Annotated in this window: 23 protein-coding genes and 1 pseudogene; 17 read left to right on the plus strand and 7 right to left on the minus strand. The window is 55.7% G+C overall.

Going from position 1 to position 23,581, the window contains the following annotated elements:
• Positions 1-130 precede the first annotated feature (130 nt).
• Positions 131-916, plus strand: a complete 786-nt coding sequence (locus H3L91_RS10675; RefSeq protein ID WP_040659723.1) for a hypothetical protein — start codon at positions 131-133, stop codon at positions 914-916.
• On the opposite strand, the gene H3L91_RS10680 is transcribed toward H3L91_RS10675, so the two are convergent.
• From H3L91_RS10680 to H3L91_RS10690, 3 genes are read right to left on the minus strand one after another with little or no spacing between them, the layout of a single operon-like run.
• Complete coding sequence (locus tag H3L91_RS10680; protein WP_007343890.1) at positions 904-2,016, minus strand: TonB-dependent receptor domain-containing protein; 1,113 nt, start codon at positions 2,014-2,016, stop codon at positions 904-906. The genes H3L91_RS10675 and H3L91_RS10680 overlap by 13 nt on opposite strands.
• Positions 2,001-2,756, minus strand: a complete 756-nt coding sequence (locus tag H3L91_RS10685; RefSeq protein ID WP_154647225.1) for a TonB-dependent siderophore receptor — start codon at positions 2,754-2,756, stop codon at positions 2,001-2,003. The genes H3L91_RS10680 and H3L91_RS10685 overlap by 16 nt, the downstream gene beginning before the upstream one ends.
• Positions 2,753-3,064: a TonB-dependent receptor plug domain-containing protein gene (locus tag H3L91_RS10690; RefSeq protein WP_007343892.1), complete on the minus strand. Its 312-nt coding sequence runs from the start codon at positions 3,062-3,064 to the stop codon at positions 2,753-2,755. The genes H3L91_RS10685 and H3L91_RS10690 overlap by 4 nt, the downstream gene beginning before the upstream one ends.
• A 134-nt stretch (positions 3,065-3,198) precedes the next feature.
• Here H3L91_RS10690 and hrpA point away from each other — a divergent pair, with 134 nt between their 5' ends.
• The 7 genes and pseudogenes from hrpA (at position 3,199) to mutM (ending at position 12,115) form a co-directional block, all read left to right on the plus strand.
• Positions 3,199-4,596, plus strand: a complete 1,398-nt coding sequence (gene hrpA / locus H3L91_RS10695; RefSeq protein WP_007343893.1) for an ATP-dependent RNA helicase HrpA — start codon at positions 3,199-3,201, stop codon at positions 4,594-4,596.
• Positions 4,597-4,689: 93 nt separating this feature from the next.
• Entirely contained in the window at positions 4,690-5,265 is a 576-nt protein-coding gene (locus tag H3L91_RS10700) for a cold shock domain-containing protein (RefSeq protein ID WP_081458618.1), read from the plus strand.
• A gap of 96 nt (positions 5,266-5,361) precedes the next feature.
• A complete protein-coding gene (locus H3L91_RS10705) occupies positions 5,362-5,889 on the plus strand; it encodes an REP-associated tyrosine transposase (protein ID WP_007343896.1) in 528 nt (175 codons plus the stop codon).
• Positions 5,890-6,117: 228 nt separating this feature from the next.
• Positions 6,118-8,211 (plus strand): annotated as a pseudogene (locus H3L91_RS12575) (GNAT family N-acetyltransferase); the annotation flags it as partial.
• 246 nt (positions 8,212-8,457) lie between these two features.
• The gene (locus tag H3L91_RS12580; RefSeq protein WP_169310114.1) at positions 8,458-10,713 is read left to right on the plus strand and encodes a GNAT family N-acetyltransferase; all 2,256 of its coding nucleotides are present in this window, start codon (positions 8,458-8,460) and stop codon (positions 10,711-10,713) included.
• Between the two features lie 82 nt (positions 10,714-10,795).
• Positions 10,796-11,275, plus strand: coding sequence for a DUF4747 family protein (locus H3L91_RS10715; RefSeq protein WP_483406984.1), 480 nt, complete (start codon positions 10,796-10,798; stop codon positions 11,273-11,275).
• A 21-nt stretch (positions 11,276-11,296) separates the two neighbouring features.
• Complete coding sequence (gene mutM, locus H3L91_RS10720; protein WP_007343900.1) at positions 11,297-12,115, plus strand: bifunctional DNA-formamidopyrimidine glycosylase/DNA-(apurinic or apyrimidinic site) lyase; 819 nt, start codon at positions 11,297-11,299, stop codon at positions 12,113-12,115.
• Between the two features lie 168 nt (positions 12,116-12,283).
• Here the strand turns inward: mutM and H3L91_RS10725 are convergent, their stop codons facing one another.
• Entirely contained in the window at positions 12,284-12,523 is a 240-nt protein-coding gene (locus tag H3L91_RS10725; RefSeq protein ID WP_154647226.1) for a hypothetical protein, read from the minus strand.
• A 229-nt stretch (positions 12,524-12,752) separates the two neighbouring features.
• Here H3L91_RS10725 and efeU point away from each other — a divergent pair, with 229 nt between their 5' ends.
• Both efeU and efeO read left to right on the plus strand, forming a co-directional pair.
• Positions 12,753-13,571 (plus strand): iron uptake transporter permease EfeU, encoded by an 819-nt coding sequence (gene efeU / locus H3L91_RS10730; RefSeq protein ID WP_040659728.1) that lies wholly within the window; start codon positions 12,753-12,755, stop codon positions 13,569-13,571.
• Between the two features lie 16 nt (positions 13,572-13,587).
• Positions 13,588-14,781, plus strand: coding sequence for an iron uptake system protein EfeO (gene efeO, locus H3L91_RS10735; protein ID WP_007343904.1), 1,194 nt, complete (start codon positions 13,588-13,590; stop codon positions 14,779-14,781).
• Positions 14,782-15,189: 408 nt separating this feature from the next.
• Here the strand turns inward: efeO and nfsA are convergent, their stop codons facing one another.
• The gene (nfsA, locus tag H3L91_RS10740) at positions 15,190-15,933 is read right to left on the minus strand and encodes an oxygen-insensitive NADPH nitroreductase (protein WP_040659155.1); all 744 of its coding nucleotides are present in this window, start codon (positions 15,931-15,933) and stop codon (positions 15,190-15,192) included.
• Between the two features lie 447 nt (positions 15,934-16,380).
• On the opposite strand from nfsA, the gene H3L91_RS10745 reads away from it, so the two are divergent.
• From H3L91_RS10745 to H3L91_RS10755, 3 genes are all read left to right on the plus strand, one after another.
• Positions 16,381-16,767, plus strand: a complete 387-nt coding sequence (locus H3L91_RS10745) for a roadblock/LC7 domain-containing protein (RefSeq protein WP_007343910.1) — start codon at positions 16,381-16,383, stop codon at positions 16,765-16,767.
• Between the two features lie 124 nt (positions 16,768-16,891).
• Positions 16,892-17,266, plus strand: coding sequence for a PAS domain-containing protein (locus H3L91_RS12400; RefSeq protein ID WP_256998618.1), 375 nt, complete (start codon positions 16,892-16,894; stop codon positions 17,264-17,266).
• Positions 17,257-17,997: a phosphate/phosphite/phosphonate ABC transporter substrate-binding protein gene (locus H3L91_RS10755; RefSeq protein WP_040659157.1), complete on the plus strand. Its 741-nt coding sequence runs from the start codon at positions 17,257-17,259 to the stop codon at positions 17,995-17,997. The genes H3L91_RS12400 and H3L91_RS10755 overlap by 10 nt, the downstream gene beginning before the upstream one ends.
• Before the next feature lie 311 nt (positions 17,998-18,308).
• Here H3L91_RS10755 and H3L91_RS10760 read toward each other — a convergent pair whose 3' ends face one another.
• A complete protein-coding gene (locus tag H3L91_RS10760; protein ID WP_007343912.1) occupies positions 18,309-18,524 on the minus strand; it encodes a hypothetical protein in 216 nt (71 codons plus the stop codon).
• 17 nt (positions 18,525-18,541) lie between these two features.
• Positions 18,542-19,111: a C40 family peptidase gene (locus H3L91_RS10765; protein WP_081458619.1), complete on the minus strand. Its 570-nt coding sequence runs from the start codon at positions 19,109-19,111 to the stop codon at positions 18,542-18,544.
• A 994-nt stretch (positions 19,112-20,105) separates the two neighbouring features.
• On the opposite strand from H3L91_RS10765, the gene H3L91_RS10770 reads away from it, so the two are divergent.
• The 4 genes from H3L91_RS10770 to bioA all read left to right on the plus strand — a co-directional run bounded on the left by H3L91_RS10770 (position 20,106) and on the right by bioA (position 23,581).
• The gene (locus tag H3L91_RS10770; RefSeq protein WP_040659159.1) at positions 20,106-20,345 is read left to right on the plus strand and encodes a GlsB/YeaQ/YmgE family stress response membrane protein; all 240 of its coding nucleotides are present in this window, start codon (positions 20,106-20,108) and stop codon (positions 20,343-20,345) included.
• Positions 20,346-20,481: 136 nt separating this feature from the next.
• Entirely contained in the window at positions 20,482-21,174 is a 693-nt protein-coding gene (locus tag H3L91_RS10775; protein ID WP_007343916.1) for a Bax inhibitor-1 family protein, read from the plus strand.
• Between the two features lie 126 nt (positions 21,175-21,300).
• Positions 21,301-21,813 (plus strand): pantetheine-phosphate adenylyltransferase, encoded by a 513-nt coding sequence (gene coaD, locus H3L91_RS10780; protein WP_007343917.1) that lies wholly within the window; start codon positions 21,301-21,303, stop codon positions 21,811-21,813.
• Between the two features lie 478 nt (positions 21,814-22,291).
• The gene (gene bioA / locus H3L91_RS10785) at positions 22,292-23,581 is read left to right on the plus strand and encodes an adenosylmethionine--8-amino-7-oxononanoate transaminase (protein WP_007343920.1); all 1,290 of its coding nucleotides are present in this window, start codon (positions 22,292-22,294) and stop codon (positions 23,579-23,581) included.

Genomic DNA, 23,581 nt, shown 5'->3' on the forward strand with positions numbered 1-23,581 from the left:
GCAACAGGCCGTCTGAAAACGCGTTTTATAGCTTTTCAGACGGCCTTTATGGTATAGGGCGCGTGCGTTGCTAGGGCGGCATACTCTGCTTTAAGCCATAAGGCTACGCTTGTTGAAACAGGAGAAAACCATGTCTAAACCCCAGCCCATTGTTGTACCATTTAACCGCTTTTTAATTACCTCGTCATTACTGTTTGGGTTATTTACCCTGCTATTAATTTTATACAAAGCATCTAACGCTTCGTCCTTTGGGATAATGGTTTTTTGCGCTTTGCTTTTCATTTTGACTGTTGGCATATCCTTTCGTAATGTAGTTGATGTATTAGATACTTATCGCCAAAAATCGCTGTTTGTGATTGATGAGCAGGGCATAAACTACGCCCCCGTTGGCATCATCGCATGGCAAGATATTGAATATATACAGCCCTATTTGGAAAATAACAGAGGTCCTGTTTACATTTATGGTGTTGAAATCAAAATTAAAAATCCTGAGATTTATGCTGGCAAAATCAAGCCTCACAAACGCAAATCGTTTCAGAGGCTTCACATCTTGAAAATTCCCCGAGTATTATTGCCACTGACCGCTAAGAAAATAGTGAAACAAATCGCGCAAGAATACGGCAGCTATTACCTGTTTCATCTTGATGAACACGGCTTAACCGCTGCGCAGCTTGGCACAATCGCATGGCAAGATATTGAAAGCATACAGGTGTTTTTTGAATTGCCTTATTCTCATGGCTTAACCATCAAACTCAAACACCCCGAGCCGTATCTAAGCAACATTCCCCCGCATGAGCGCAAAGCGTTTCTCAACAAGCCAGAATTTCATCTTTCCCCAGATTGGTTGCCCTTGCCTGCTAAAACCTTATTGCAGCAGATAGAGCAGGAATATGGTGGTTATTATCAGCCAAGGTAGATTGGGTCGAGACCCCGATACCCGAGCAACCCGCCGATGTTAGGTTTGCAACCCAAGCTACCCGCTGCGTTTTCAGACGGCCTCTCCGCTAAGGTAGGGTGTGTGGCACAGCCACAATCCAGATTCAAATCCGCACCCATATCATTTGCAGAGGCCGGTTGGTCTTCAAAAGGCCTGCCCATTTTCAATTTTGTGAAACCCGCATTCACCAGCCACTTGGGCGTAATTTTCCCTGCGATGTTGATGTAGTAGCCGCTGTTTTTGTAGCCTCTGCCGAAGTCGTAGCCCAGCTTAGCCTCGTCTATCCATTCGGCTTCAAACGACGGATAGCCTTTCTGCGTCATGGTGAAATAAGCCAGCGAAAAATTGAGCCTGTCGTTCCACAGGCCGCCTTTGAGGCCGACTTCTTTCGAGTTGCCGGTAATCGGAGGCGGTTCGCCGCCGTCTTTGCGGTAGCCGCCGTAACCGTCTTGGAGTGCGTCTTGCAGTTTGACGATGCCCGTATAGCTGGCGTAGGCCGTCAGCGACGGCGTAATATCGACGATCAGGCCGCCGTAGGGGACGAATTTGCGCAGGGAATGCGTGCCTATATCCAGCTCGTAAATATCGTTTACATCGCTATTTTGAAAGTCTTCTCGTTTACGGTAGGGACGTTTGGTCGGATCAAACCACTCTTTACCCCCTCTAATCTTCCAATTCAGCCAGCGACCGCCTAAAACGGCGGTAATCCGTTTGTGCGGTTTCAGTTTGAGAGCAAAATACGGGCCGAATTGGCGCACCGTGCTTTTAATGCCGCCTGATATAGTGTCTTCCGGGCCAACAAGAGCCACATAAGCAAGTTTTGGCCAAGCCATCATTGGAAAATCGCCGTTATTCCAATAATCCAAAGGCATTGCTCTGACAAGGTAGTTATGATTGACATAGGGTCTTCCGTTCCAAGCAATAGCCTCGGGTCGGATATTATCAATATCCAAATCCGGCAGTGCTGATTTTTCGGGATAATACAAGCCGCGCACCGTCGAGCGTTCGCCGCTGATGCCGGCGATAATCTGCTGTTCCTGATGAAAAAGTTTGAATTTACCGTCTAAGAAAATATCCAATGCCTGTCCGGTAAAGCTGTGTTTTTCCCTGCCCCATGTATAAGTGGCAGCATTGTATTCAGGCGTATAGGTAAGCGTACCGATGTCGCCGTAGAGAAAGTGGTCTTATAGTGGGTGCGGTTGTAGGAGGCTTGCAGGGAAAAATCGGGGGAAAAGAAGTGTTTGTATTCGATGAAGGAATTTTCGGTTTTTTGTTTGTCGAACGCCCAGTTTGCACCATTGTTGAAACTGGGCGGTGTGTTGCCGGCATTTATCCATTTCTCAATGACTTCCCCAGTATTCGGATCAAGTCCGAATGTCAGTTTGGAATAGCGAGATGCCCCCTTGCGCGGCGCACCGCGCACGATTTGATATTGATGCCGATGGCCGATGGTGAGGAAATTTTTGTCGCCGGGCGACCATTCAATTACGCCGTAAAGCGCGTTTGACCGCTGTTTCACCCTGTCCATAAAACTGCCGCCATGCCCGAACGTGGAAACAAAGCGGCCTTTGAGGGTTTTCGATTCGTTTAATGCGCCGCCGTAGTCGAATTCGATGCGCTTGTCGTTCCAAGAGCCGTATTTCAGATTCAGCGCACCGGCTTTTTCGGCGATGGGGCGTTTGCGCACGAAATTGATGCTGGCGGACGGATCGCCCGCGCCCGTTGTCAGCCCCATCGAGCCGCGCACCACTTCCACACGGTCGTAAAGAAAACTGTCCTGCATGGTGCGGTTGCCGAGCATGGCACGGCTGACCATCACCCGTCGAGCTGGTAGTTGTTTACCGGAAAGCCGCGCGAGTAATACTCCGCATCGCTCACGCCGGGTATGGAATCGTTCAAAACGGTGATGCCGGGGGTTTCTTCGAGAATGTCGTTGAGGCTTTTCAGATTCTGATCCTGCATCTGCTGCTGGGTGAACACGCTGAGGCTTTGCGGGGTTTCTTTGAGTTTCAAATCGAGCTTGGCGGCGGAGGTACTGCCTTTGACGGTGTAATTGTCGCCGCTCTGGCGCGGGGTGTTGCGGCTGCCGCGCACCACCACGGCGACTACGCGGCCTTCGGCTTCCACGGCTGCGGTAGTTTCGGCGGGATTTTAGTTTTCAGACGGCCTCCCGCGTGTCGGTAAACCGCAGCAGGGCTTTTCAGACAGCCTCTCTGCTATAATCCCCCCCTTGTTTTTACTACAAATTCCACACCTCAACCATGTCCCAGCCCGATCTTTCCCAAGTCCTCTCCAAAGACCGCCATTTCCTGCAATCTGCCTTGAAAAACCCGAAAAAATACGGCGGCTTGCCCAAAATTGAAGAAAAATACCAAAAATCCCACGCCCTTTTTCTCAAACGCCAAGCCGCCCTCCCCAAGCCCTCGTTTGACCACACCCTCCCCGTCCACGAACGTTTAAACGACATCAAAACCGCCATCGCCAACCACCAAGTAACCATCATCTGCGGCGAAACAGGCTCGGGCAAAACCACGCAGTTGCCCAAAATCTGCTTGGAACTCGGGCGCGGGGCGGCGGGTTTAATCGGGCACACCCAGCCGCGCCGCCTTGCCGCGCGTTCCGTTGCCGAGCGCATTGCCGAAGAATTGGGGCAGCCGATTGGGCAGGCGGTGGGCTACAAAGTACGGTTTAACGATAACACCTCGCGCGATGCCAACATCAAGCTGATGACCGACGGCATCCTGCTCGCCGAAACCCAAACTGACCGCTACCTTGCCGCCTACGACACGCTGATTATCGACGAAGCGCACGAACGTAGCCTGAATATTGATTTCCTGTTGGGCTATTTGAAGCAGCTTTTGCCGCGCCGCCCCGATTTAAAGGTCATCATCACCTCCGCCACCATTGACGCCGAGCGCTTTTCCCGACATTTCAACAACGCGCCCGTGCTGGAAGTGAGCGGGCGCACCTATCCCGTGGAAATCCGCTACCGCCCGATTAACGAGCACGACGAAGACGAAGCGGAAATCGACATCCCCGAAGCCATCGCAGACGCGGCGGACGAACTGGCGCAACTGGGCGAGGGCGACATTCTCGTGTTCCTGCCCGGTGAGCGCGAAATCCGCGAAGCCGCCGAAGCCCTGCGCAAATCCCCGCTGCGGCGCAACGACGACATCCTGCCGCTGTTCGCCCGCCTTTCCGCGCAGGAGCAGCACAAAATCTTCCACCCCAGCGGCTCGCGGCGGCGCATCATCCTCGCCACCAACGTTGCCGAAACCTCTCTCACCGTGCCGCGCATCAAGTACGTGATTGACACCGGTTTGGCGCGCGTCAAACGCTATTCCGCCCGCGCCAAAGTGGAACAGCTTCACGTAGAAAAAATCTCCCAAGCCGCCGCCCGCCAACGCGCCGGCCGCTGCGGGCGCGTGTCCGCCGGCGTGTGCATCCGCCTGTATGGCGAAGACGATTTCAACCAACGCCCCCCGTTCACCGACCCCGAAATCGTCCGCAGCAACCTCGCCGCCGTGATTCTGCGCATGACCGCCTTGAAACTGGGCGACGTGGCGGCGTTTCCGTTTCTCGAAGCGCCCGACCAAAGGTATATCAATGACGGGTTTCAGGTGTTGTTGGAATTAGGGGCGGTAGAAGAATGTAAGTAGGTCGGGCATTTATGCACGACAAAAACTGACAAACGATAAATTGAAAAATGTCGGGCATGAATGCCCGACCTACGATATTAAGAAGGGATGAAAATGAAAGGTAAAATTACGCAGTGGCATGATGATAAAGGTTACGGGTTCATTCAAATAGATAACAGTAGTCAAAAAGTCTTTTGCCATATTTCAAACTTTGTTCAAAAACAACCGCGTCCGACTCAAGGAGAAAATGTTTCTTTTGATGTTGTTGCCGATGAAAAAGGAAAAACTTCTGCAAAGGGAATCCGTTACCTTGACCGACCAGCTCATCAAGAATTTGTGCCACCAATACGTCATAAAAGAAAAAATGCGGGAAACAAATATCAGAACAACACCACATCATTGGGTGATTTGGTGTCAGGCATATTAGGCTTGATTTTTGTAGGATTAATCGGTTATCAAGTTTATCAGTTTGCCGCTGCCAAATTGACACCCAAACAAGAAAACAATCCACAACCCATCAATACATCTATTCCATTGAACAATACACAATATCGCTGTGACGGACGAAAACATTGTTCGCAAATGAAATCTTGTGAAGAAGCAAAATGGTTTCTACGCAACTGTGCAGATACGCAAATAGATGGCGATGGAGACGGTATCCCCTGCGAAAGCAGCTTATGCAGTGAGTAGGTCGGGCATTCATGCCCGACAAAAACCGACACCCGCCAACAAATTAAAAAACATCGGGCATCAATGCCCGCCCCGCCAAACACACACGAAACAAACATGCAATACCGCCGCTTTTACCGACAAGGCTCGTTATATTTCTTTACGGTGGTTACTTACCAACGCCGCCCGATATTAACCAATCCTGATGTGATGCCCGTTTTAAAAACGGCATTGAAAACGGTGCGGCAGAAATATCCTTTTAAAATAGAGGCCCTAGTTATCTTGCCCGACCATCTGCACACCATTTGGCAAATGCCCGCCAACGATGCCGATTTTTCAACACGCTGGAACCAAATCAAGCGTTATGTCAGCTATCATTGCAGGCATTACGACAGCATTGAAAAAACCGCCAACGAGGTCAAAAAGCGTCAAAGCAGCATTTGGCAGCAGCGGTTTTGGGAGCATTGCATACGCGATGATGAAGATTTGGCAAACTGTATGGACTACATTCATTACAACCCTGTGAAGCACGGTTATGTGCAGGCGGCCAAAGATTGGCCGTTTTCCACGTTTCAAAAATATGTGCAACAGGGCATTTATCCGGAAGATTGGGGTGGAGTTGCCCAAAATTTCGATTACGAGTAGGTTGGACATTTATGCCCGACTGATAACCGACAAATGTTAAAAACGTCGGGCATCTATGCCCGACCTACAAGTTGCCCCGCTAGGCAAAAATTAGCCGTTTTCCATATTTCAAAAATGTGGAAACAGGTATTTATCTAGAAAATTCGGGTAGGTCGGGCATTTATGCCCGACGCCCACCAACCAATTTAAAAACCGTCAGGCATAAATGCCCGACCTACAACTAAATTTATGCAAAACACCAAAACCCCCAACACGCCGTCTGAAAACCTTTCAGGCAGCCCCAAACCCCGCTACCGCCTCACCCGCCTCGGCGAGCAAATGGCGCGTCTGCCTATCGACCCCAAAGTTGCCCGCATACTGATTGCCGCGCAAAAGCACGACTGCATGGCGGAAATTCTGGTTATCGTGTCCGCGCTGTCGATTCAAGACCCGCGCGAACGCCCGCTGGAAGCCCGTGAAGCCGCTGCCAAGGCGCACGAGCGGTTTACCGACAAGCAGTCGGATTTTCTTACCTATCTGAATATTTGGGACAGTTTCCAGCGCGAGCGCGACAAGGGTTTGTCCAACCGTCAGATGGTGGCGTGGTGCCATCAGTATTTCCTGTCGCACCTGCGGATGCGCGAATGGCGCGAGCTGCACGCGCAGTTGGCGCAGATTGCGGTTGAAATGGGTTTGACGGATAAGGAGCGTGCGTTCAGACGACCTTTGCCTCCCGCGCCGCAGGTTTCAGGCAGCCTGAAAGCACAAACGCCGTCTGAAAAACAGTCTGCCGACCTGTCCGCCCGCTTAAAACAAAAAGAACTCGACAAAAAACACGCCCGCAACGAGCGCCGCGCCGCCAAAGAAGCGGGCTACGAACAAATCCACCGCGCTCTGCTCACCGGCCTCATCGCCAACGTCGGCATGAAATCGCCCGACGGCAACGACTACACCGGCGCGCGCGGCAGCCGCTTCCACCTTTTCCCCGCCTCCGCCCTGTTCAAAGCCAAACCCAAATGGGTGATGGCGGCAGAACTCGTTGAAACGACAAAACTTTACGCCCGCGACGTAGCCGCCATCCAGCCCGAATGGATCGAGCAGGAAGCGCCGCACCTCGTCCGCTACCACTATTTCGAGCCGCATTGGGAGCAAAAACGCGGCGAAGTCGTCGCCAGCGAACGCGTTACGCTTTATGGCCTGACCGTGCTGCCGCGCCGCCCCGTCGCCTACGGCAGAATCGCGCCCGAAGAAGCCCGCGAAATCTTTATCCGCAGCGCACTCGTCGCCCAAGAAGTTGCGGATTTCAACGCGCCGTTTTTCGTGCACAACCAAAAATTGATACGCGAAATCGCCGAGCTGGAACACAAATCGCGCCGCCAAGATGTGCTGGTGGATGAAGAAGCCCTGTTCGCTTTTTACGATGCGCGGCTGCCGAAAGCCGTGTTTAAAGAGCGCGGCGAGATTGTCGGGCAGGCTGAAAACGGGCAAAGGTCGTCTGAAACCCCGTTCCGCGCCGAATGCCTTGCGCCCAAAGGTTTCGCTGCACGCCAAATGACCGCCGCCGATTTAGATGCGCTTTACGGCTTGTGCCAAAGCCAGCCAGATTATTACCGCCATTTGGGCGAACCGCTCACGCGCGAAAAACTTGCCCGCAGCCTTACCGCACTGCCACCACAAGCCTGCCGTGAAAACAAACATTTCATCGGCTTTTGGCAGCAAGGCAGCCTGAAAGCCGCGCTGGAAATCATTTTTGCCTATCCCGATGAAAAAACCTTGTTAATCGGCTTGTTGATGGTGGACAAATCTGCCCAAGGCGCGGGCATCGGTTCAAACATTGTGCAAAACTTGGCGGCGTTTTCGGCTAAAACAGGCTGCCGCGAAATCATTTTGAGTTACGCCGAAGGCAACGCCCAAAGCCGCGCATTTTGGTTAAAAAACGGCTTTGCCGAAACAGGCGAAATCGATGAAGCAGAAGAACAGGGCGGCGCAAATTTAATAACCATGTCGCGATGTTTGCCGTCTGAAAGGCAGCCTGAAAACCGTAAAACGCTGTCTGAAACTACCAATCCTGCAACCCGCGACGACCCCTCTCCCGCTTGCGGGGGAGGGCTAGGGTGGGGGCAAACATCCGATGCACCCGCAAATTCTGTTTCTGCCGAAACAGCACCCCCACCCCAACCCTCCCCCGCGCAAGCGCAGGAGAGGGAGCAGAGTGCCGCAATTTCAACACTTTCAGACGACCTGCGTCCTGCAAACCCTCAGCAAACTGCCCCCTCCCCCGTGGGGGAGGGCCGGGGAGGGGGCAAAACAGTTGCCGCCCAAACCAACTTTTCCGCAGCCACAGCAAACCCTCTCCCGCAGGAGAGGGAACAAGGTGCCGGAGTTTCAACGGTTTCAAACGCCCCCAAAGCCCAAAGGCTACCTGAAAACCCCCTATGCTACGCTGACGGTCAACCTATCCTGCTGGGTGACCGTGTAACGATCGACAGCAAACAATGGCACGGCAAAATCGTTGCCTTGATTGCCGAGCAGCAATGCGACCCGTCCATCGGTTCTGCCGAAGAATGGGCGACATTACAAAGCGGCGTAATGGCGCAATTTGATGAAGCAGGTTTGGTGCACTATCCCGATGCTGAGACTGCCTGCGAACTCATCTTATTGGCACGAGCGGATACGAGTATCCGACCTACACACTTTTCAGGTAGCCTAAAAGACAACAGGCAGCCTGAAAACCACCTTTCAGACGACCTCAAAGGCAGCCTGAAACCCCATATTCGCCCCGCCACAACTAGCGATGCCGCCGCCGTTGCCGAATTATTCCGCCGCGCCGTCAAACATATTTCAAACAGCCATTACAGCGAGCAGGAAAAAAACGCATGGCTGCAAGGCGCAGACGATGCCGATTTCTGGCAAAAACACATCGACGGCGGCAATGTCCGCGTCGCCACGCACAACGGGCGCGTGCTCGGTTTCATTGAATACCAGCCCGAACAAAGCCACCTAAACTGTCTCTTTACCGACCCGCACCACCAGCGGCAGGGCATCGCTACCGCGCTGCTGAATGCCGTTTTGCCATCGGCAGACAGCGGCAAAACCATAACGGCAGACGTGTCCAAAGCCGCATTGGCATTTTTTCAAAAACAAGGCTTTGTGCGGCAACACGAAAACCAAATCCCGCGCAACGGCTTGGTTTTGACCAATTACCGCATGGTTCGTCAGGCAAACCATGCCCAAAAGCAGCCTGAAACCGTAGGTCGGATTCTTGAATCCGACAAAACTTTTGACGCTGCACAAACGTCGGATACGAGTATCCGACCTACACGCCTTTCAGGCAGCCTGAAACCCCAAACGCCGTCTGAAAAACCCCTTGCCGACATCCGCACCTTCCAAGCCTGGCTCAAAACCGCCGAGCGCGACAACCCGCGCCTGCTGTTCCTCAGCCGCGACGACCTCATGCAGCACGCCGCCGCGCACATCACCGAAGAACAATTCCCCAAACACTGGCAAACCGCAGACGGCAAATTCAAACTCAGCTACCGCTTCGAGCCGCACCACCCGCTCGACGGCGTGACCCTCACCCTGCCGCTTACCGTGCTCAACCGCATCAGCCCCGCCGCCCTCGAATGGCTCGTGCCCGGCATGATACGCGAAAAAATCCAGTTGCAAATCAAAGTGCTGCCCAAACAAATCCGCCGCATCTGCGTGCCCGTGCCCGAATTCATCACCCAATTTTTAAGCCAAAACCCCGACCGCAACGCCCCCATCCTGCCCCAACTCGCCCAAACCATCGCCAAAACCGCAGGCGACATTCGCATACTAGAGCAAATCAACCAAGACGAATGGGCCGCGTTCAGGCTGCCCGAACACTGCTATTTCAACCTCCGCATCATCGACGACGGCGGGCAAGAATTAGCCATGGGACGCGATTTAATCCAAATCCAACAACAACTTGGCAAAGCTGCTGCCACCACCTTCCGCGACAACACCCAAGAATTCGAGCGCGACAACGTTACCGCATGGAACATCGGCACCCTGCCCGAATCCATCAAATTCGCCCGCGGCAAACAACAGCTCACCGGCTACCTCGGCCTGCAAAAAGAAAAAGACGGCCGCATCGCCCTGCGCCTGTTCGACACGTCCGCCGCCGCCGAACAAGCCCACAGATTAGGCGTGATCGAACTCATGAAACTACAACTAAAAGAACAAGTTAAATACCTGAACAAAGGCATCCAAGGCTTCACCCAAGCCGCCATGCTGCTCAAACACATCAATGCCGACACCCTGCGCGACGACCTCACCCAAGCCGTCTGCGACCGCGCCTTTATCGGCGAAGACGAGCTGCCGCGCAACGAAAAAGCCTTCAAAGAGCAAATCAAACGCGCCCGCAGCCGCCTGCCTGCCGTCAAAGAAGCCCTCAGCCGCTACTTGCAGGAAACCGCTGCCGCCTACGCCGAACTCAACGGCAAACTCGGCAAACACCCGCTCACCCACCTTCTGCGCCAACGCCTGCAAACCCTGCTCGCCGCCGGCTTCGCCACCCGCACCCCGTGGGCACAATGGCCGCGCCTCCCCATCTACCTCAAAGCCATGACCCTGCGCCTAGACAAATACAGCAGCAACCCCGCCCGCGACGCAGCCCGCGAAGCCGATATTCAAGAGCTGGAACAGATGTGGCAGGAAAAAACCGACGGCTTGGTGAAACAAGGACAACCCGTTTCAGACGACCTCGCCGCGTTTAAATGGATGATTGAAGAATTGAGAGTGTCGCTGTTTGCACAGGAGTTGAAGACGCCGTATCCGGTGTCGGTGAAGCGGTTGATGAAGGAGTGGGAAAAGTACGTGTAGAATAACGGACATTTATTGTTAGCCTTTATTAACAAACTCTACCAAAGGATTTTATCTATGTCTCGCAAAAAAAACCATTGAGATATCAGGAGTTAATATTGTTACTCAACCACACTCTCCTAATAAATATGTTGAAATTATTCGTTCTATTAATCAAAAAGCTGTTCCTGTTCGTGGAAATGAATATTTGATGATTTCAGGTCTTCGTCCTCATCTGAATAATGATTGGTCAACAGGTATAGAGGGAGAATTGGTAAAATTCTCCAATATTGATGAACATGCCCAATGGGTTGATATTACATCTGGGAAACTTGCAGAAGACGGAGATGTCCCTAAACTCCCTTCACATCTTCGTCCCAATGGTGCATTGTTTCCTTTTATCTTCCACACAACTGGAAGAAGAACCTCACATAGATTGTTTTATATTAGTAAATCACGAAATTCAAACTCCAAGAAAACTGAAACATTATCTCCCAATTTTGTAGAACGATTATTTACTACCTTATTCTCAAAAGAGTATAATGCAATCAGATTGCACTACACATATAGTAATATCTCTTAGAAACTTACAAAATACTCCACCATGCCCGAACTCCCCGAAGTAGAAACCACCCTGCGCGGTATCGCGCCGCATATCCTTAACCAAACCGTCTCTGCCGTAACCATCCGCCAGCCCAAGCTGCGCTGGCAAATCCCGCCCGCGCTGCCCGAAACCCTGCACGGGCTTACGGTGCGCGAATGCCGCCGCCGCGCCAAATACCTGCTGATTCGTTTTGACACAGGCGTGCTGCTGATACATTTGGGCATGTCGGGCAGCCTGCGGATTTGGCAGGGCAACGCGCCCGCAGCGGACAAGCACGATCATGTGGACATTGCGTTTGCCAACGGCACGCTGCTGCGCTACCACGACCCGCGCCGCTTTGGTGCAATTTTGTGGCTGGCGGGCGTGGCGGAACATCATGATTTATTGAAAGATTTAGGCGTAGAGCCGTTAAGCGATGATTTTACGGCGGATTACCTGTTCCAAGCCCTGCAAAAGCGCGGTAGCCCCATCAAAACCGCGCTGATGGACAACAAAATCGTGGTGGGCGTGGGCAATATTTATGCCAACGAAAGCCTGTTTCAGGCTGCCATCGCCCCGCAACGCGCCGCCAAATCGTTAAGCAAAACCGAATGTGCCGCCTTAACCGCCGCCGTCAAACAAATCCTGCGCCGCGCGATTGAAACAGGCGGCAGCACCCTGCGCGATTTTGTCAACAGCGAGGGCAAAAGCGGCTATTTCCAGCAGGAATACAAGGTGTACGGCAGAGCCAACCAGCCCTGCTCTCAATGCGGCACACCGATTGCCAAAACGGTTATCGGGCAGCGCGGCACGTTTTACTGCCCCGTGTGCCAGCGGTAGATATACATAAATTATCGGACGGCAGACTTGGCGGGGTTTAAGTTTTCCAAACATTCAAGATTCACGCCTGCGCAAGGCTAGCGACAGCAAACGGTTTAATTGGCTCATCACGTCAAAAGGCCGTCTGAAAGCGCAGTTTCAACGAAGTTAAAACCTGAACAACGGTTTTCAGACGGCCTCTCTTTGGATTTTCATTGCCGCCAAAACGCCGTTTCCCTTTCTTCCAGCAAACGGTTTCCCGCCCACATCGCCCGCTTTCACCGCGCCATCCGCATACCCTGCATTTTTGGCTGCAACACATAAATTTACCCAGCCCGATACGGCAGCCGTAAGCAGTGGTTTGGTTTTCCACGGCGGCATGCCGCCTACAAGCCGACGATAGAGAAATAATCTACTGATAAATTTCAAACATTTTCATTTTACGCAAGCTCATCCACTCCGCCCGCCTCAACAATCTTTGAGGCCGTCTGAAAGCGCGGCTGCACCGCAGCCGCGCTTTCAGACGGCCTTCAAACACCTCCGCCCCGCCGCCTTTTATCCCTAACAAATACCGATATTTTGAAAACAGTTTGCATTAGATTATGGAAACGGGGATAATTTGCGAAATTTAACCATCCCCGCAGAATTTCCCATGCTGATGTTGATCGCTTTCCTGACCATGCTGCGCGAGGGCATTGAAGCCGCGCTGATTGTCGGCATTGTTGCCGGTTTTCTGAAACAGTCCGGCCGCAACGATTTGATGCCGAAAGTGTGGTTGGGCGTGGCGGCGGCGGTGCTGATCTGTTTCGGACTGGGTTTTGCCATCCACGCGGCCACGGGCGAGATTCCGCAGAAGCAGCAGGAATTTGTCGTCGGCGCGATCGGCTTGGTGGCAGTGGGGATGTTGACCTATATGCTGCTGTGGATGCAGAAGGCGGCGCGCTCGATGAAACGCGAATTGCAGGATTCTTTGCAGGCCGCGCTGAACAAGGGCGGCGCGGGCTGGCCGCTGGTGCTGATGGCGTTTCTTGCCGTGCTGCGCGAAGGTTTGGAGAGCGTGTTTTTTCTGATTGCGGTGTTCACGCAGAGCGAAGACAGTGCCCTGCCCGTCGGCGCGGCGGCGGGGCTGCTGGCTTCGGCCGTGGTCGGCGTTTTGCTGTATCAGGGCGGCATCCGATTGAATCTGGCCAGATTTTTCCGCTGGACGGGCGTGTTCCTGATTTTTGTCGCCGCCGGCCTGCTCTCGGGCGCATTCCGCGCCCTGCACGAAGCGGGCGTGTGGAACATCGGGCAGACCGTCATCGCCGACTTCTCCCATATCCTGCACGATGACAGCCCGCTGGGCGTGGTGCTGGGCGGCTTTTTCGGCTACACCGCCCATCCCACCGTAAGCGACGCGGCGTGGTATTTCGTTTACCTCATACCGGTATTGTTTTGGTTTTTGCGCGGCAGCCGTGCCGCATCTTCTTCCCGTTAAATAAAGGAGTATTTTTATGAGAATGACACACCTCACCTTATCCGTTTTACTCGCCATGGGCTTGGCCGCCTGCCAGCCGCCCGAAGCGGAAAAAGCCGCCGCGCCGGCCGCTTCGGGCGCAGCCCCTGCCGCTGCTTCCGCCGCACCGGCCGCCGCCAATGCCGACGGCAGCTACAACGTCGCCGTCAACGACGCCGCCTGCGAACCGATGGAGCTGACCGTGCCCAGCGGCGAAACCGTGTTCCACATTAAAAACAACAGCGGCCGCAAACTCGAATGGGAAATCCTCGAAGGCGTGATGGTGGTGGACGAGCGCGAAAACATCGCCCCCGGCCTGTCTGACAAAATGACCGTAACCCTGCTGCCGGGCACATACGAAATGACCTGCGGCCTCTTGACCAACCCGCGCGGCAAACTCACCGTTACCGACAGCGGCTTCAAAGCCCAGCCCGCCCAGGCCGACATGAACAAACTGGCGCAGCCCCTGGCCAACTACAAAACCTACGTCCAAGGCGAAGCCAAGCAGCTGGTTGAAAAAACGGAAAAATTCGTCGCCGCCGTCAAAGCGGGCAAAGTTGACGAAGCCAAAGCCCTGTTTGCCGACACCCGCGTCCACTACGAACGCATCGAGCCGATAGCCGAGCTGTTCAACGAACTCGACCCCGCCATCGACTCGCGCGAAGACGACTACAAAGAAAAAGCCAAAGACGACGCCTTCACCGGCTTCCACCGCATCGAACACGCCCTGTGGATCGACGGCAAAATCGACGACAAAGTCAAAGCCACCGCCGACAAACTCGACAAAGACGTGAAAACGCTCAAAGCCGAAATCGACGTATTGAGCTTCCCGCCGGGCAAAGTCGTCGGCGGCGCGGCCGATTTGATCGAAGAAGTGGCCGGCACCAAAATCACCGGCGAGGAAGACCGTTACAGCCACACCGACCTGTCCGACTTCCAGGCCAATATCGACGGCTCGAAAAAAATCGTCGACCTCTTCCGCCCCGCCATTGCCGAGAAAAACCAGGCACTGCTGGACACTGTTGACGAGAACTTCAAAAAAATCAACGATATTCTCGCCAAATACAAAAAAGGCGACGGCTTCGAGCCCTACGACAAACTGTCGGAAGAAGACCGCAAACAGCTCAAAGCCCCGATCAACACCCTGGCCGAGGAACTGGGCAAACTGCGCGGCGTGCTGGGCTTGAAATAAGGCCGTCTGAAAGCGCGGCTTCGGCGCAGCCGCAACGCCCGCATAAAAACCGCCCGCGGCGCATCCCGTCGCGCGACGGTTTTCTGTTCTTTATATCGGAGGCCGTCTGAAAAACGCCAAAACGCTTTTTCAGACGGCCTTTCCATGCCAAATCAAAGGTAGGGTGTGTCGCCCCAAGGCGGCGCACGCGTGCTTTGCCGTTCCGCAAAATCCGTACCACCCGCAAACCCGAAACCGCGTGCGTGGTTGCACCACACACCCTACAAAACGGCGGAGGCCGTCTGAAAACGTCGCCGTTGATGCAGCGCATGTGCGGCCGCGCAGGCATTTCACCGCACAAGCAAAAGGCCGTCTGAAAACTTTTCAGACGGCCTTTCAATGCACGGCAAACAGTGCGGGCATTTCCGATCAGCGTTTGGCAAACCCCTGATTTTGCAAGTATTCCAGCACAAACGGGCGCACTGGACGGGCGAGGGTGTTGGCAATCTGCCCCGCCCAGTCCAAATCCCGCCCGCTGCGTTCGCGGTAATAGGTTTTCACCTCTTCGTTGTAGGCCGCCAGCACTTCGGCGGAGGCGGGGCGGTAGCGGTTTTCCGACACCAGCGTGTCCAGCGGCAGGCGCGGGCGTTGCAGCGGCTGCTGGTCGGGGTGCCCGAGGCAGAGACCGAACAGCGGCACGGTGTGTTCGGGCAGGCCGAGCAGTTCGCCGGCGCGCGCGATGTCGTTGCGGATGCTGCCGATGTACACCGCGCCGAGGCCGAGCGATTCGGCGGCCAGCACGACGTTTTGCGCCATAATGCCCGCATCAATCGCGCCGGTAAGCAGCACTTCCGTCCAGTCGGTCTGCACTTGGGCGTCCACCGTGTGATGGCGGGCGGCATCGATGCAGAACACGAGAAACTCGGCGCAATGCTCGACATAGGCATGCCCCATGCCGCCTTCGGAGGCGCAGATTTCGCGCAGCCCTTTGCGAATTTCGCGGTCGCTGACGCGGATGACGCTGTTGTTCTGCTGATAGCTCGATGTGGAAGCGGCGCGGCCGGCTTCGAGCACGGCGGCAAGCATTTCGGCGGAAACGGGTTCTTCGGTGAAGCGGCGGATGGAGCGGTGGGAAAGCGCGGTTTCCAGCACGGGCAGGCTGTTTAAGCTCATGTTTGCCTCCTGTCGGCAGATGAAAATCAAAGGGAAACGATTGTAACAGATGAGGCCGTCTGAAAAAGCGCGGTGCAATAGGGCGTTTTTCAGACGGCCTCATTGCGCTTTCTTGCGAAATGTTTCCGGAATGACACATAATGAAAATAAAAGACAATATTTGTTATAAATTGTTATTCGTTCATGCTAGCTGTTCTTTCGTCTGGAAATTATTCTTCATTTATGAACATTGCTTTATCATGAACGTTTTATTTTTATGATAAAACGGCATATATCGATTGAATTTAAAAGGATTTCAAACAAACGGTTTTTAACGCACCTGATGCGTAGGCAAAAAATCAATGTTATATTAACTATCACGATTTGACTGTTTTCCCGGCGGGCTGCATTTCCCGGCCCGCATTTCATGGTGTTGTTTGTTCTATATTAAGACAAAAGGAGTAAATAATGAGAAAAGTTGTGAAAAGAGAAATGCTGCGTAACACACTGGATACGCTCCATGCGGAATCGAAAGGGCTGACCGCTTCGGCGATTGTGTCGATAGACGGCCTGCCGATTGTGAGCGTGCTCGAACGCAATATCGATTCTTCCCGCGTCGGCTCGCTCTCGGCGGTACTGATGTCGCTGTGCGCCCAAACCGCGCGGCTGCTCTCCTGCGGCAACTTCAACCAAATGACCTTGCAGGGCAACCAGGGCGACGTACTGCTGATGCAGATCAGCGACGAGTTGGCACTAGTGAGCACCGCCCATTCCAACACCCCGATGGGGATGATTCTGGTACAGCTGCGCCGCGCGGTGAAAGAAATCCGCCGCCAGCTCGGCGACGGAGAATAAAGCCATGATGCGCCCCGCCACCAACATCCTGCCCTACGCCGAAATCGTCCGCAACGGCCGCACCGAAGCGGTCAACAGACGGTATATCATTGACGAAGAAGTATAATTTCCCGACGGCCAGCTCATCACCTCGCGCACCGACCCCAACGGCATCATCACCCACGCCAATAAAGCCTTCGTATTGATGAGCGCGTGGGAAAAAGACGAACTCATCGGCCGGCCGCACAACATCCTACTCCACCACGACATGCCCAAAGCCGCCTTTGCCGACTTGTGGCAGCAGGTGAAAAACGGCGAAAGATGGCTCGGCTATGTGAAAAACCTGCGCAAAGACGGCCGCTACTACCGGACCTACGCCACCGTCATCCCCAACATCCGCAACGGCGAAATCCAAGGCTACACCTCCGTACGCCGCCGCCCCGCGCCCGACAAAGTAGCCGAAATCACCCACGTCTACCGCGAAATGCGCCAAGACGAAAGGAGCGGAACATGCAGCTGACCGTCGCCCCCGACTACCCGCCGCCGCATTTCGGCGCGTGGTACCTCATCAGCGGCCTGGTCGGACAAGAAACCGGCCGCCCCGTGCGCCTGCACATGCCCGGCGACACCCGCGAACTCGAAGACACCCTGGCGCGGCAGCAGGAAGGCATCGCCTACGTCAACTCCTTCTCCGCCTCCCGCCTCATCCGCGAACAAGGCTGGATACTCCTGCTCAAACCCGCCGCCGGCTCCGACGAAACCGTCATCATCTGCCGCGCCGACACCCCCTACCGCAGCCTGCGCGACGTGCAGCCGCATTGCAGCATCGTCTGCGCCGACGAAGACGTGCACCTCATCGGCATGCGCCTGCTCGAAGGCTTCGGCCTCAACGAAGACAACACCCTGTTTTACCGCGAAGAATCGGAAGAAGCCATCCTCTCCTCCGTGTTCCACGGCAAAGCCTGCATCGGCTTTCTGATGGCCGAAATGTTCGACGGCCTCTCCGAATTCGGCAAACAGCAGTTCCGCGTCATCATGCGCAGCGCAATCGAAGACATCTGCTACCTCCTGCTGCTGCACCCCGACTCGCGCGACAGTGCCGACAGCGTCAAACAAGCCTTCCTCAACCTCGGCCATACCCCCGCCGGACAAGCCGTCCTCAGCGAATTCCGCCGCCCCGAAGGCTTCTCCGAAGCGCAGCACGAAGAAATGGAAACCATGCTCGATTTGCTGACCACGCTGGAAGACTGAACGGCGCAACTGCGCGGCGGCAAAGCAAACAGGCCGTCTGAAAACCTGCCAAACGGGTTTTCAGACGGCCTCTGCCATTCAGGTAGTGTGTGTGGCACAAGCCGCGCACGCGGTTTCGGCAGGCTGCGGATGGCGAGACGGAATCCGTGATGCGGCAGAAACGCGTGCGTCGCCTCGGGGCGGCACACCCTGCCTCATTACCCATATTTGCGTTGTCGTCATCCCGCCGATTTGCCGCCGCAAAACATAAGGCCGTCTGAAAAACCTGTTTTATGGGTTTTCAGACGGCCTGAATGTTTACAGCGGTGCGGCTATGGCCGGTAGGGATTGTCCACCCCCGCCACCAGCGCGGCGAGGTATTCGCGCAGCTGGGCTTCGCCGCAGCCCATCAGCAGCGCGTCTTCAAACGCGTCCTGCGCGAGCTGGAACAGTTCGCTCATGTTTTCGTTCATCACTTTGACTTTTTCGGTGCAGGAAACGATGCTGCCGTCGTCGCCGTACCATTTGGGCATTTCGGGCATGGGCATGGTGCGCCTCCTTGTTATCAGTTGGTGAAGCGGCCGGAATCGTAGCGTTTGACGCGGCGGGCGAGGGCGTAGCGGCTGTTCCAGTATTTGTTGGACAGGCTGGTGATTTCGATGCTTTTCCCGGTGCGCGGGGCATGGATGAAGCGGTTGCCGCCGATGTAGAGGCCGACGTGGGAGATGCGGCCGCGCTGGGTGCGGAAAAACACCATGTCGCCCGGTTGCAGCTCGCTGCGGGACACGGGCGAACCCATGCCGGCTTGGGCGGCGGCGGTGCGCGGCAGGCTCACCTGCATGGTTTTGCGGAAGATGTGCTGCATAAAGCCGCTGCAATCGAAGCCGGTGCTGGCCGACGTGCCGCCGAAGCGGTAGCTCACGCCCAAAAGCCCCATCGCGCTGCCGATGAGTTCGTCGGCTTCGCGCCGGCCGATGGGCGTGCCGCCGTCGTGGCGTTCTTCGGCGGTTTTCGGCGCGGGGAAGGGCTTGGCCTGCGCCTGTTTTTCTTTGTCGTTCTGGCGTTTGACCAGTGCCTGCATCGCGTCTTCGTCGTAATCCGCCTTGGGCTGCGGCGTTTCGGCACGGCCGGGCATGGGGAACTGGGTTTCGGGGCGGTGGGCGCGGGGGTCGGCGCGCGGGCGGGTGGGTTCTTTTTGCTGCGGCGCGGGCTTTTGCGCCGTTTTGGCCGGCTCGTGTTTGGCGGTGGTTTTGTCTTTGCCGGTTTTGCCTTTGGCCGTGTCTTTGGCGTTTTTCGCGTTGTCTTTCTTGTTTTTCGCCGCCTCTTTTTTATCTTTGGCCGCGTCTTTTTTGTTTTTACCGTTTTTGTCTTTGGCCTGGTCTTTTTTGTTGTCTTTGCCCGCCGTTTTTTTGTCGGACTGTTGCTTTTTGCCGACTGGCGCGTTTTCTTTTTTACCTTTTGCCGCGTCTTTTTTACCTTTTACCGACTCTTTGGCGGGGGGTTCTTTTTTCGCGACGGGCTGTTTTTTGGCGGGCGCGCTGTCTTTTTTCGCTTTCGGGGCTTCTTTTTTGGCGGCGGTTTTCGGCTCGGTTTTTTTGTTGGCCGCCTGTGCGGGCAGTGCCGCCGCCATCAGCGAGAGGGCGGCGAAAATGTGGAGGAAAAACTTTTTCAGGTGGGTCATACTGTTGTTTCGCTTTGGTTTATTCGGTTTATCCGGATAAGGTCGCACGCGGCGCGGATTGGCCGCGCGAACGAAAGATCTGTACCGCGCATGCCGCCGGACGGGGGCGGGGGATATGCTGTAACAGGCGGGATGATACCAATTTTGTCCGCCGCGCGCGATTTTCCCGCCCGACGGCGGCGGCGGTGTTTTCCGCTTGTTATGATTCGCGCGGGATTGTCCAGCGTTTATGACGTTCGGACAAAAGGCCGTCTGAAAGGCATGAGGCTATCTGAAAAATGTAAAACGGCTTCCGTTCCGTTGCAATGCCGCTTTTCAGACGGCCTTTCCGTTTACAAAAAACATGGTTCGGCAAAAAACCGTTAACCTGTACAGCCGCGCTTTAAATCCGGCGAAAACGCGCTATATCCGTGCTTCACGCAACAACGCGCATACTAAGGGAAGAACCATGATTGTTACTTTGTTAATCGGCTTCGTCATCGGCGTGCTGGCCAAATTCCTCTACCCCGGCCGCGAGCGCATGGGCATCATTATGACCACGCTGCTGGGCATCGGCGGCTCGGTGCTCGGCAGCTGGGCGGGGCAGGTGATGGGCTGGTATGCCCCGGGCCAGCCCGCCGGCTGGATTGTTTCCACCGTGGCCGCCGTCGTCATCCTCGCCGTTTACGACCGCCTGGCCGCCCGCTGAGCCGCCCTGCGCCACAGAGGCCGTCTGAAAACGCCCTTTTCAGACGGCCTCTGCGGAAAAATTCACCAAAAATAGCGGCTTGCTGTTACAATCGCCGCCCTTTCGACTTAATTAACCCACACATAGGAACGACACCATGCAAAATGATGTTTACGACTACACCAACCCCGCCGCAGGCGTGCAGCGCAGCAGCGTCCTGCGCAAAACCTACGGCCTCTTGGCACTGTCCTTCATCCCCTGTGCGATGGGCGCATTCGCGGCAGCCGCCACGGGATTCAATATTTACGGCGCATCCGGCAACCGCTGGATCGGTTTCGCCATCGTCCTCGCCTTCTTCTACGGCATGATTTTCCTGATTGAGAAAAACCGCTACTCCAACGTCGGCGCAGGGCTCTTGATGGTGTTCACCTTCGGCATGGGCGGCCTGATTTCGCCGCTGTTGCAATACAGCCTGGGCATCCCCGGCGGCGCGGGGCTGGTCGGTACCGCCGCCGTGATGACCGCCGCCATTTTCGGCATCATGTCCTTCACCGCGCACAAGGCCAGCTTCAACACCCAATCCCTCAGCCGCTTCATGATGATCGGCGCGGTGGTGCTGATGATCGGCGTGGTCGCCAACTTCGCCTTCCACATCCCCATGCTCGGCCTGGCGATTGCCGGCGGATTCGCCGTGTTCAGCTCGCTGGCGATTATGTGGCAGACCCGCGTGGTGATCGAAGGCGGCGAAGACAGCCACATCAGCGCGGCTCTGTCCATCTTCATCTCCATCTACAACCTCTTTTCCAGCCTGCTGCAAATCCTGCTCGCCCTGGCCGGCAGCGACGACTAAACCCCGCCCTGCAGCACGCCAAACAGGCCGTCTGAAAACCGAATGTAAAGTTTTCAGACGGCCTTTTGACATTTCTTCACCATCCCGCTATCCTGCCACCTTCCCGCCCACGCTGACAAAAACAATATGCAAACCAACACCATACGCCGCGCCGTTTATGCCGGCAGCTTCGACCCGCCCACCAACGGCCATCTTTGGATGATACGCGAGGCGCAGGCACTGTTTGACGAACTCATCGTCGCCATCGGCATCAACCCCGACAAAAAGCCCACCTACACCCTGGCCGAGCGGCGGCGGATGCTCGAACAGATCACCGCCCCCTTCCCCAACGTCGTCATCCGCTCGTTTGAAAACCGCTACCTCGTCGACTACGCCCACAGCGTCCGCGCCGGCTACATCGTACGCGGCATCCGCAGCGCGTCCGACTACGAATACGAACGCACCATCCGCTACATCAATTCCGACCTGCAACCCGAAATCGCCACTGTGCTGCTCATCCCCCCGCGCGAATACGCCGAAGTCTCCTCTACCCTCGTCAAAGGGCTGGTCGGCCCCGAAGGCTGGCGCAACACCGTGCGCCGCTACCTGCCCGAAGCCGTGTACGAAAAAATCCTGCGCGACCACCAAAACGGCGGCTGAACCCGTTTTTCAGACGGCCTCGAAACAGGAAACACCCGCCGCCGAAGGCCGCATAACGCGTATTGCAAAGCGCAACCAAGCCGCACCGAGCCACAACGGATTCAGGCCGTCCCCGCCTGTGCGGGGATGACGTTTCCGAAAAACACTTTTCAGACGGCCTCTGCTGCCAAGGTAGGGTGTGTGGCGCAGCCACGCACGCGGTTTGGGGTTTGCGGGAAACACTCGGATTGGCTGTACGGCACACAGACCGCGTGCGCCGCCTTGGGGCGACACACCCTACCTTAGGTTCGGCATAGTACAAATAGAAGACAGGCCGTCTGAAAAACGTAGTTTCGGCGCAGCCAAAAACCTTTTCAGAAACGTCATCCCCTCGTTTATGCGCTGAAAGAGTACCGGCGGGGACGGCCTCAACACCCCCGCCGGACGCACAGTTGGCAAAATGCCTGTTTGCGTTGTTCCACCATCAATCCCCCGAACCATGAACACCGAAACCCTCCTCGCGCTCGACAGCGCCCACATCTGGCATCCCTATTCCTCCACCGCCGACCCCGCGCCCGTTTATCCCGTGGCACGCGCCGAGGGCGTGCGCATTCATTTGAAAACGGGGCAAACGCTCATCGACGGCATGTCGTCGTGGTGGGCGGCGGTACACGGCTACAACCATCCGCGCCTGAATGCCGCCGCCACGCGCCAGCTTGAAAAGATGAGCCATGTGATGTTCGGCGGCTTCACCCACGACGCGGCGGGCGAACTCACCGAGTTGCTGCTAAACATCCTGCCCGAAGGTTTGGACACCGTGTTTTACGCCGACAGCGGCTCGGTGGCGGTGGAAGTGGCGATGAAAATGGCGGTGCAGTACCAGCACGCGCTCAATCGAAAAGGACAACACAAATTCGCCGCCATCCGCGCCGGTTATCACGGCGACACTTGGCACGCGATGTCGGTGTGCGACCCCGTTACCGGCATGCACGGCCTGTTTTCCGGCAGCCTGCCCGTGCAGTTTTTCCTGCCGCAGCCGAGCGTGAAATTCGGCGAAGCGTGGCGCGAAGAGGCCGCCGCGCCGCTGGCCGATCTCTTGGAAAAACACGCGCACGAAATCGCCGCGCTGATTTTAGAACCCGTCGTACAGGGCGCGGGCGGCATGTATTTTTATTCGCCCGAATACCTGAAAACCGCCCGCGAATTGTGCGACCGGCACGGCGTGTTGCTGGTTTTCGACGAAATCGCCACCGGCTTCGGCCGCACCGGCAAACTGTTCGCCTGCGAACACGCGCATGTCGTCCCCGACATCATGTGTCTGGGCAAAGCCTTAACAGGCGGCTATCTCACGCTCTCGGCGGCGGTAACGCACAAACACATCGCCGACACCATCAGCGGCGGCGCGGCGGGCTGCTTTATGCACGGCCCCACCTTTATGGCCAACCCGCTCGCCTGCGCCGTCGCCGCCGAATCGGTGCGGCTTTTGCTCGACAGCGGCTGGCAGGAAAATGTCGCGCGGATTGAGCAGCAGCTTTCAGACGGCCTTGCCCCCGCCGCCGCCATCAGTGCCGTAAAAGAAGTGCGCACCCTCGGCGCAATCGGCGTGGTAGAAATGCGCGAACCCGTCAACCTGCGCCGCCTGCAGCCCAAATTCGTCAAGCGCGGCATCTGGCTGCGCCCCTTCGGCAAACTGGTGTACACCATGCCGCCGTTTATCATGCAAGACTATGATTTGGAAACACTTTCAGACGGCCTGATTGGCGCGCTGGCAGAAGAATACGGAGCGTAA

It is taken from the genome of Neisseria bacilliformis, assembly GCF_014055025.1.
GTDB classification, from domain to species: Bacteria; Pseudomonadota; Gammaproteobacteria; order Burkholderiales; family Neisseriaceae; genus Neisseria; species Neisseria bacilliformis.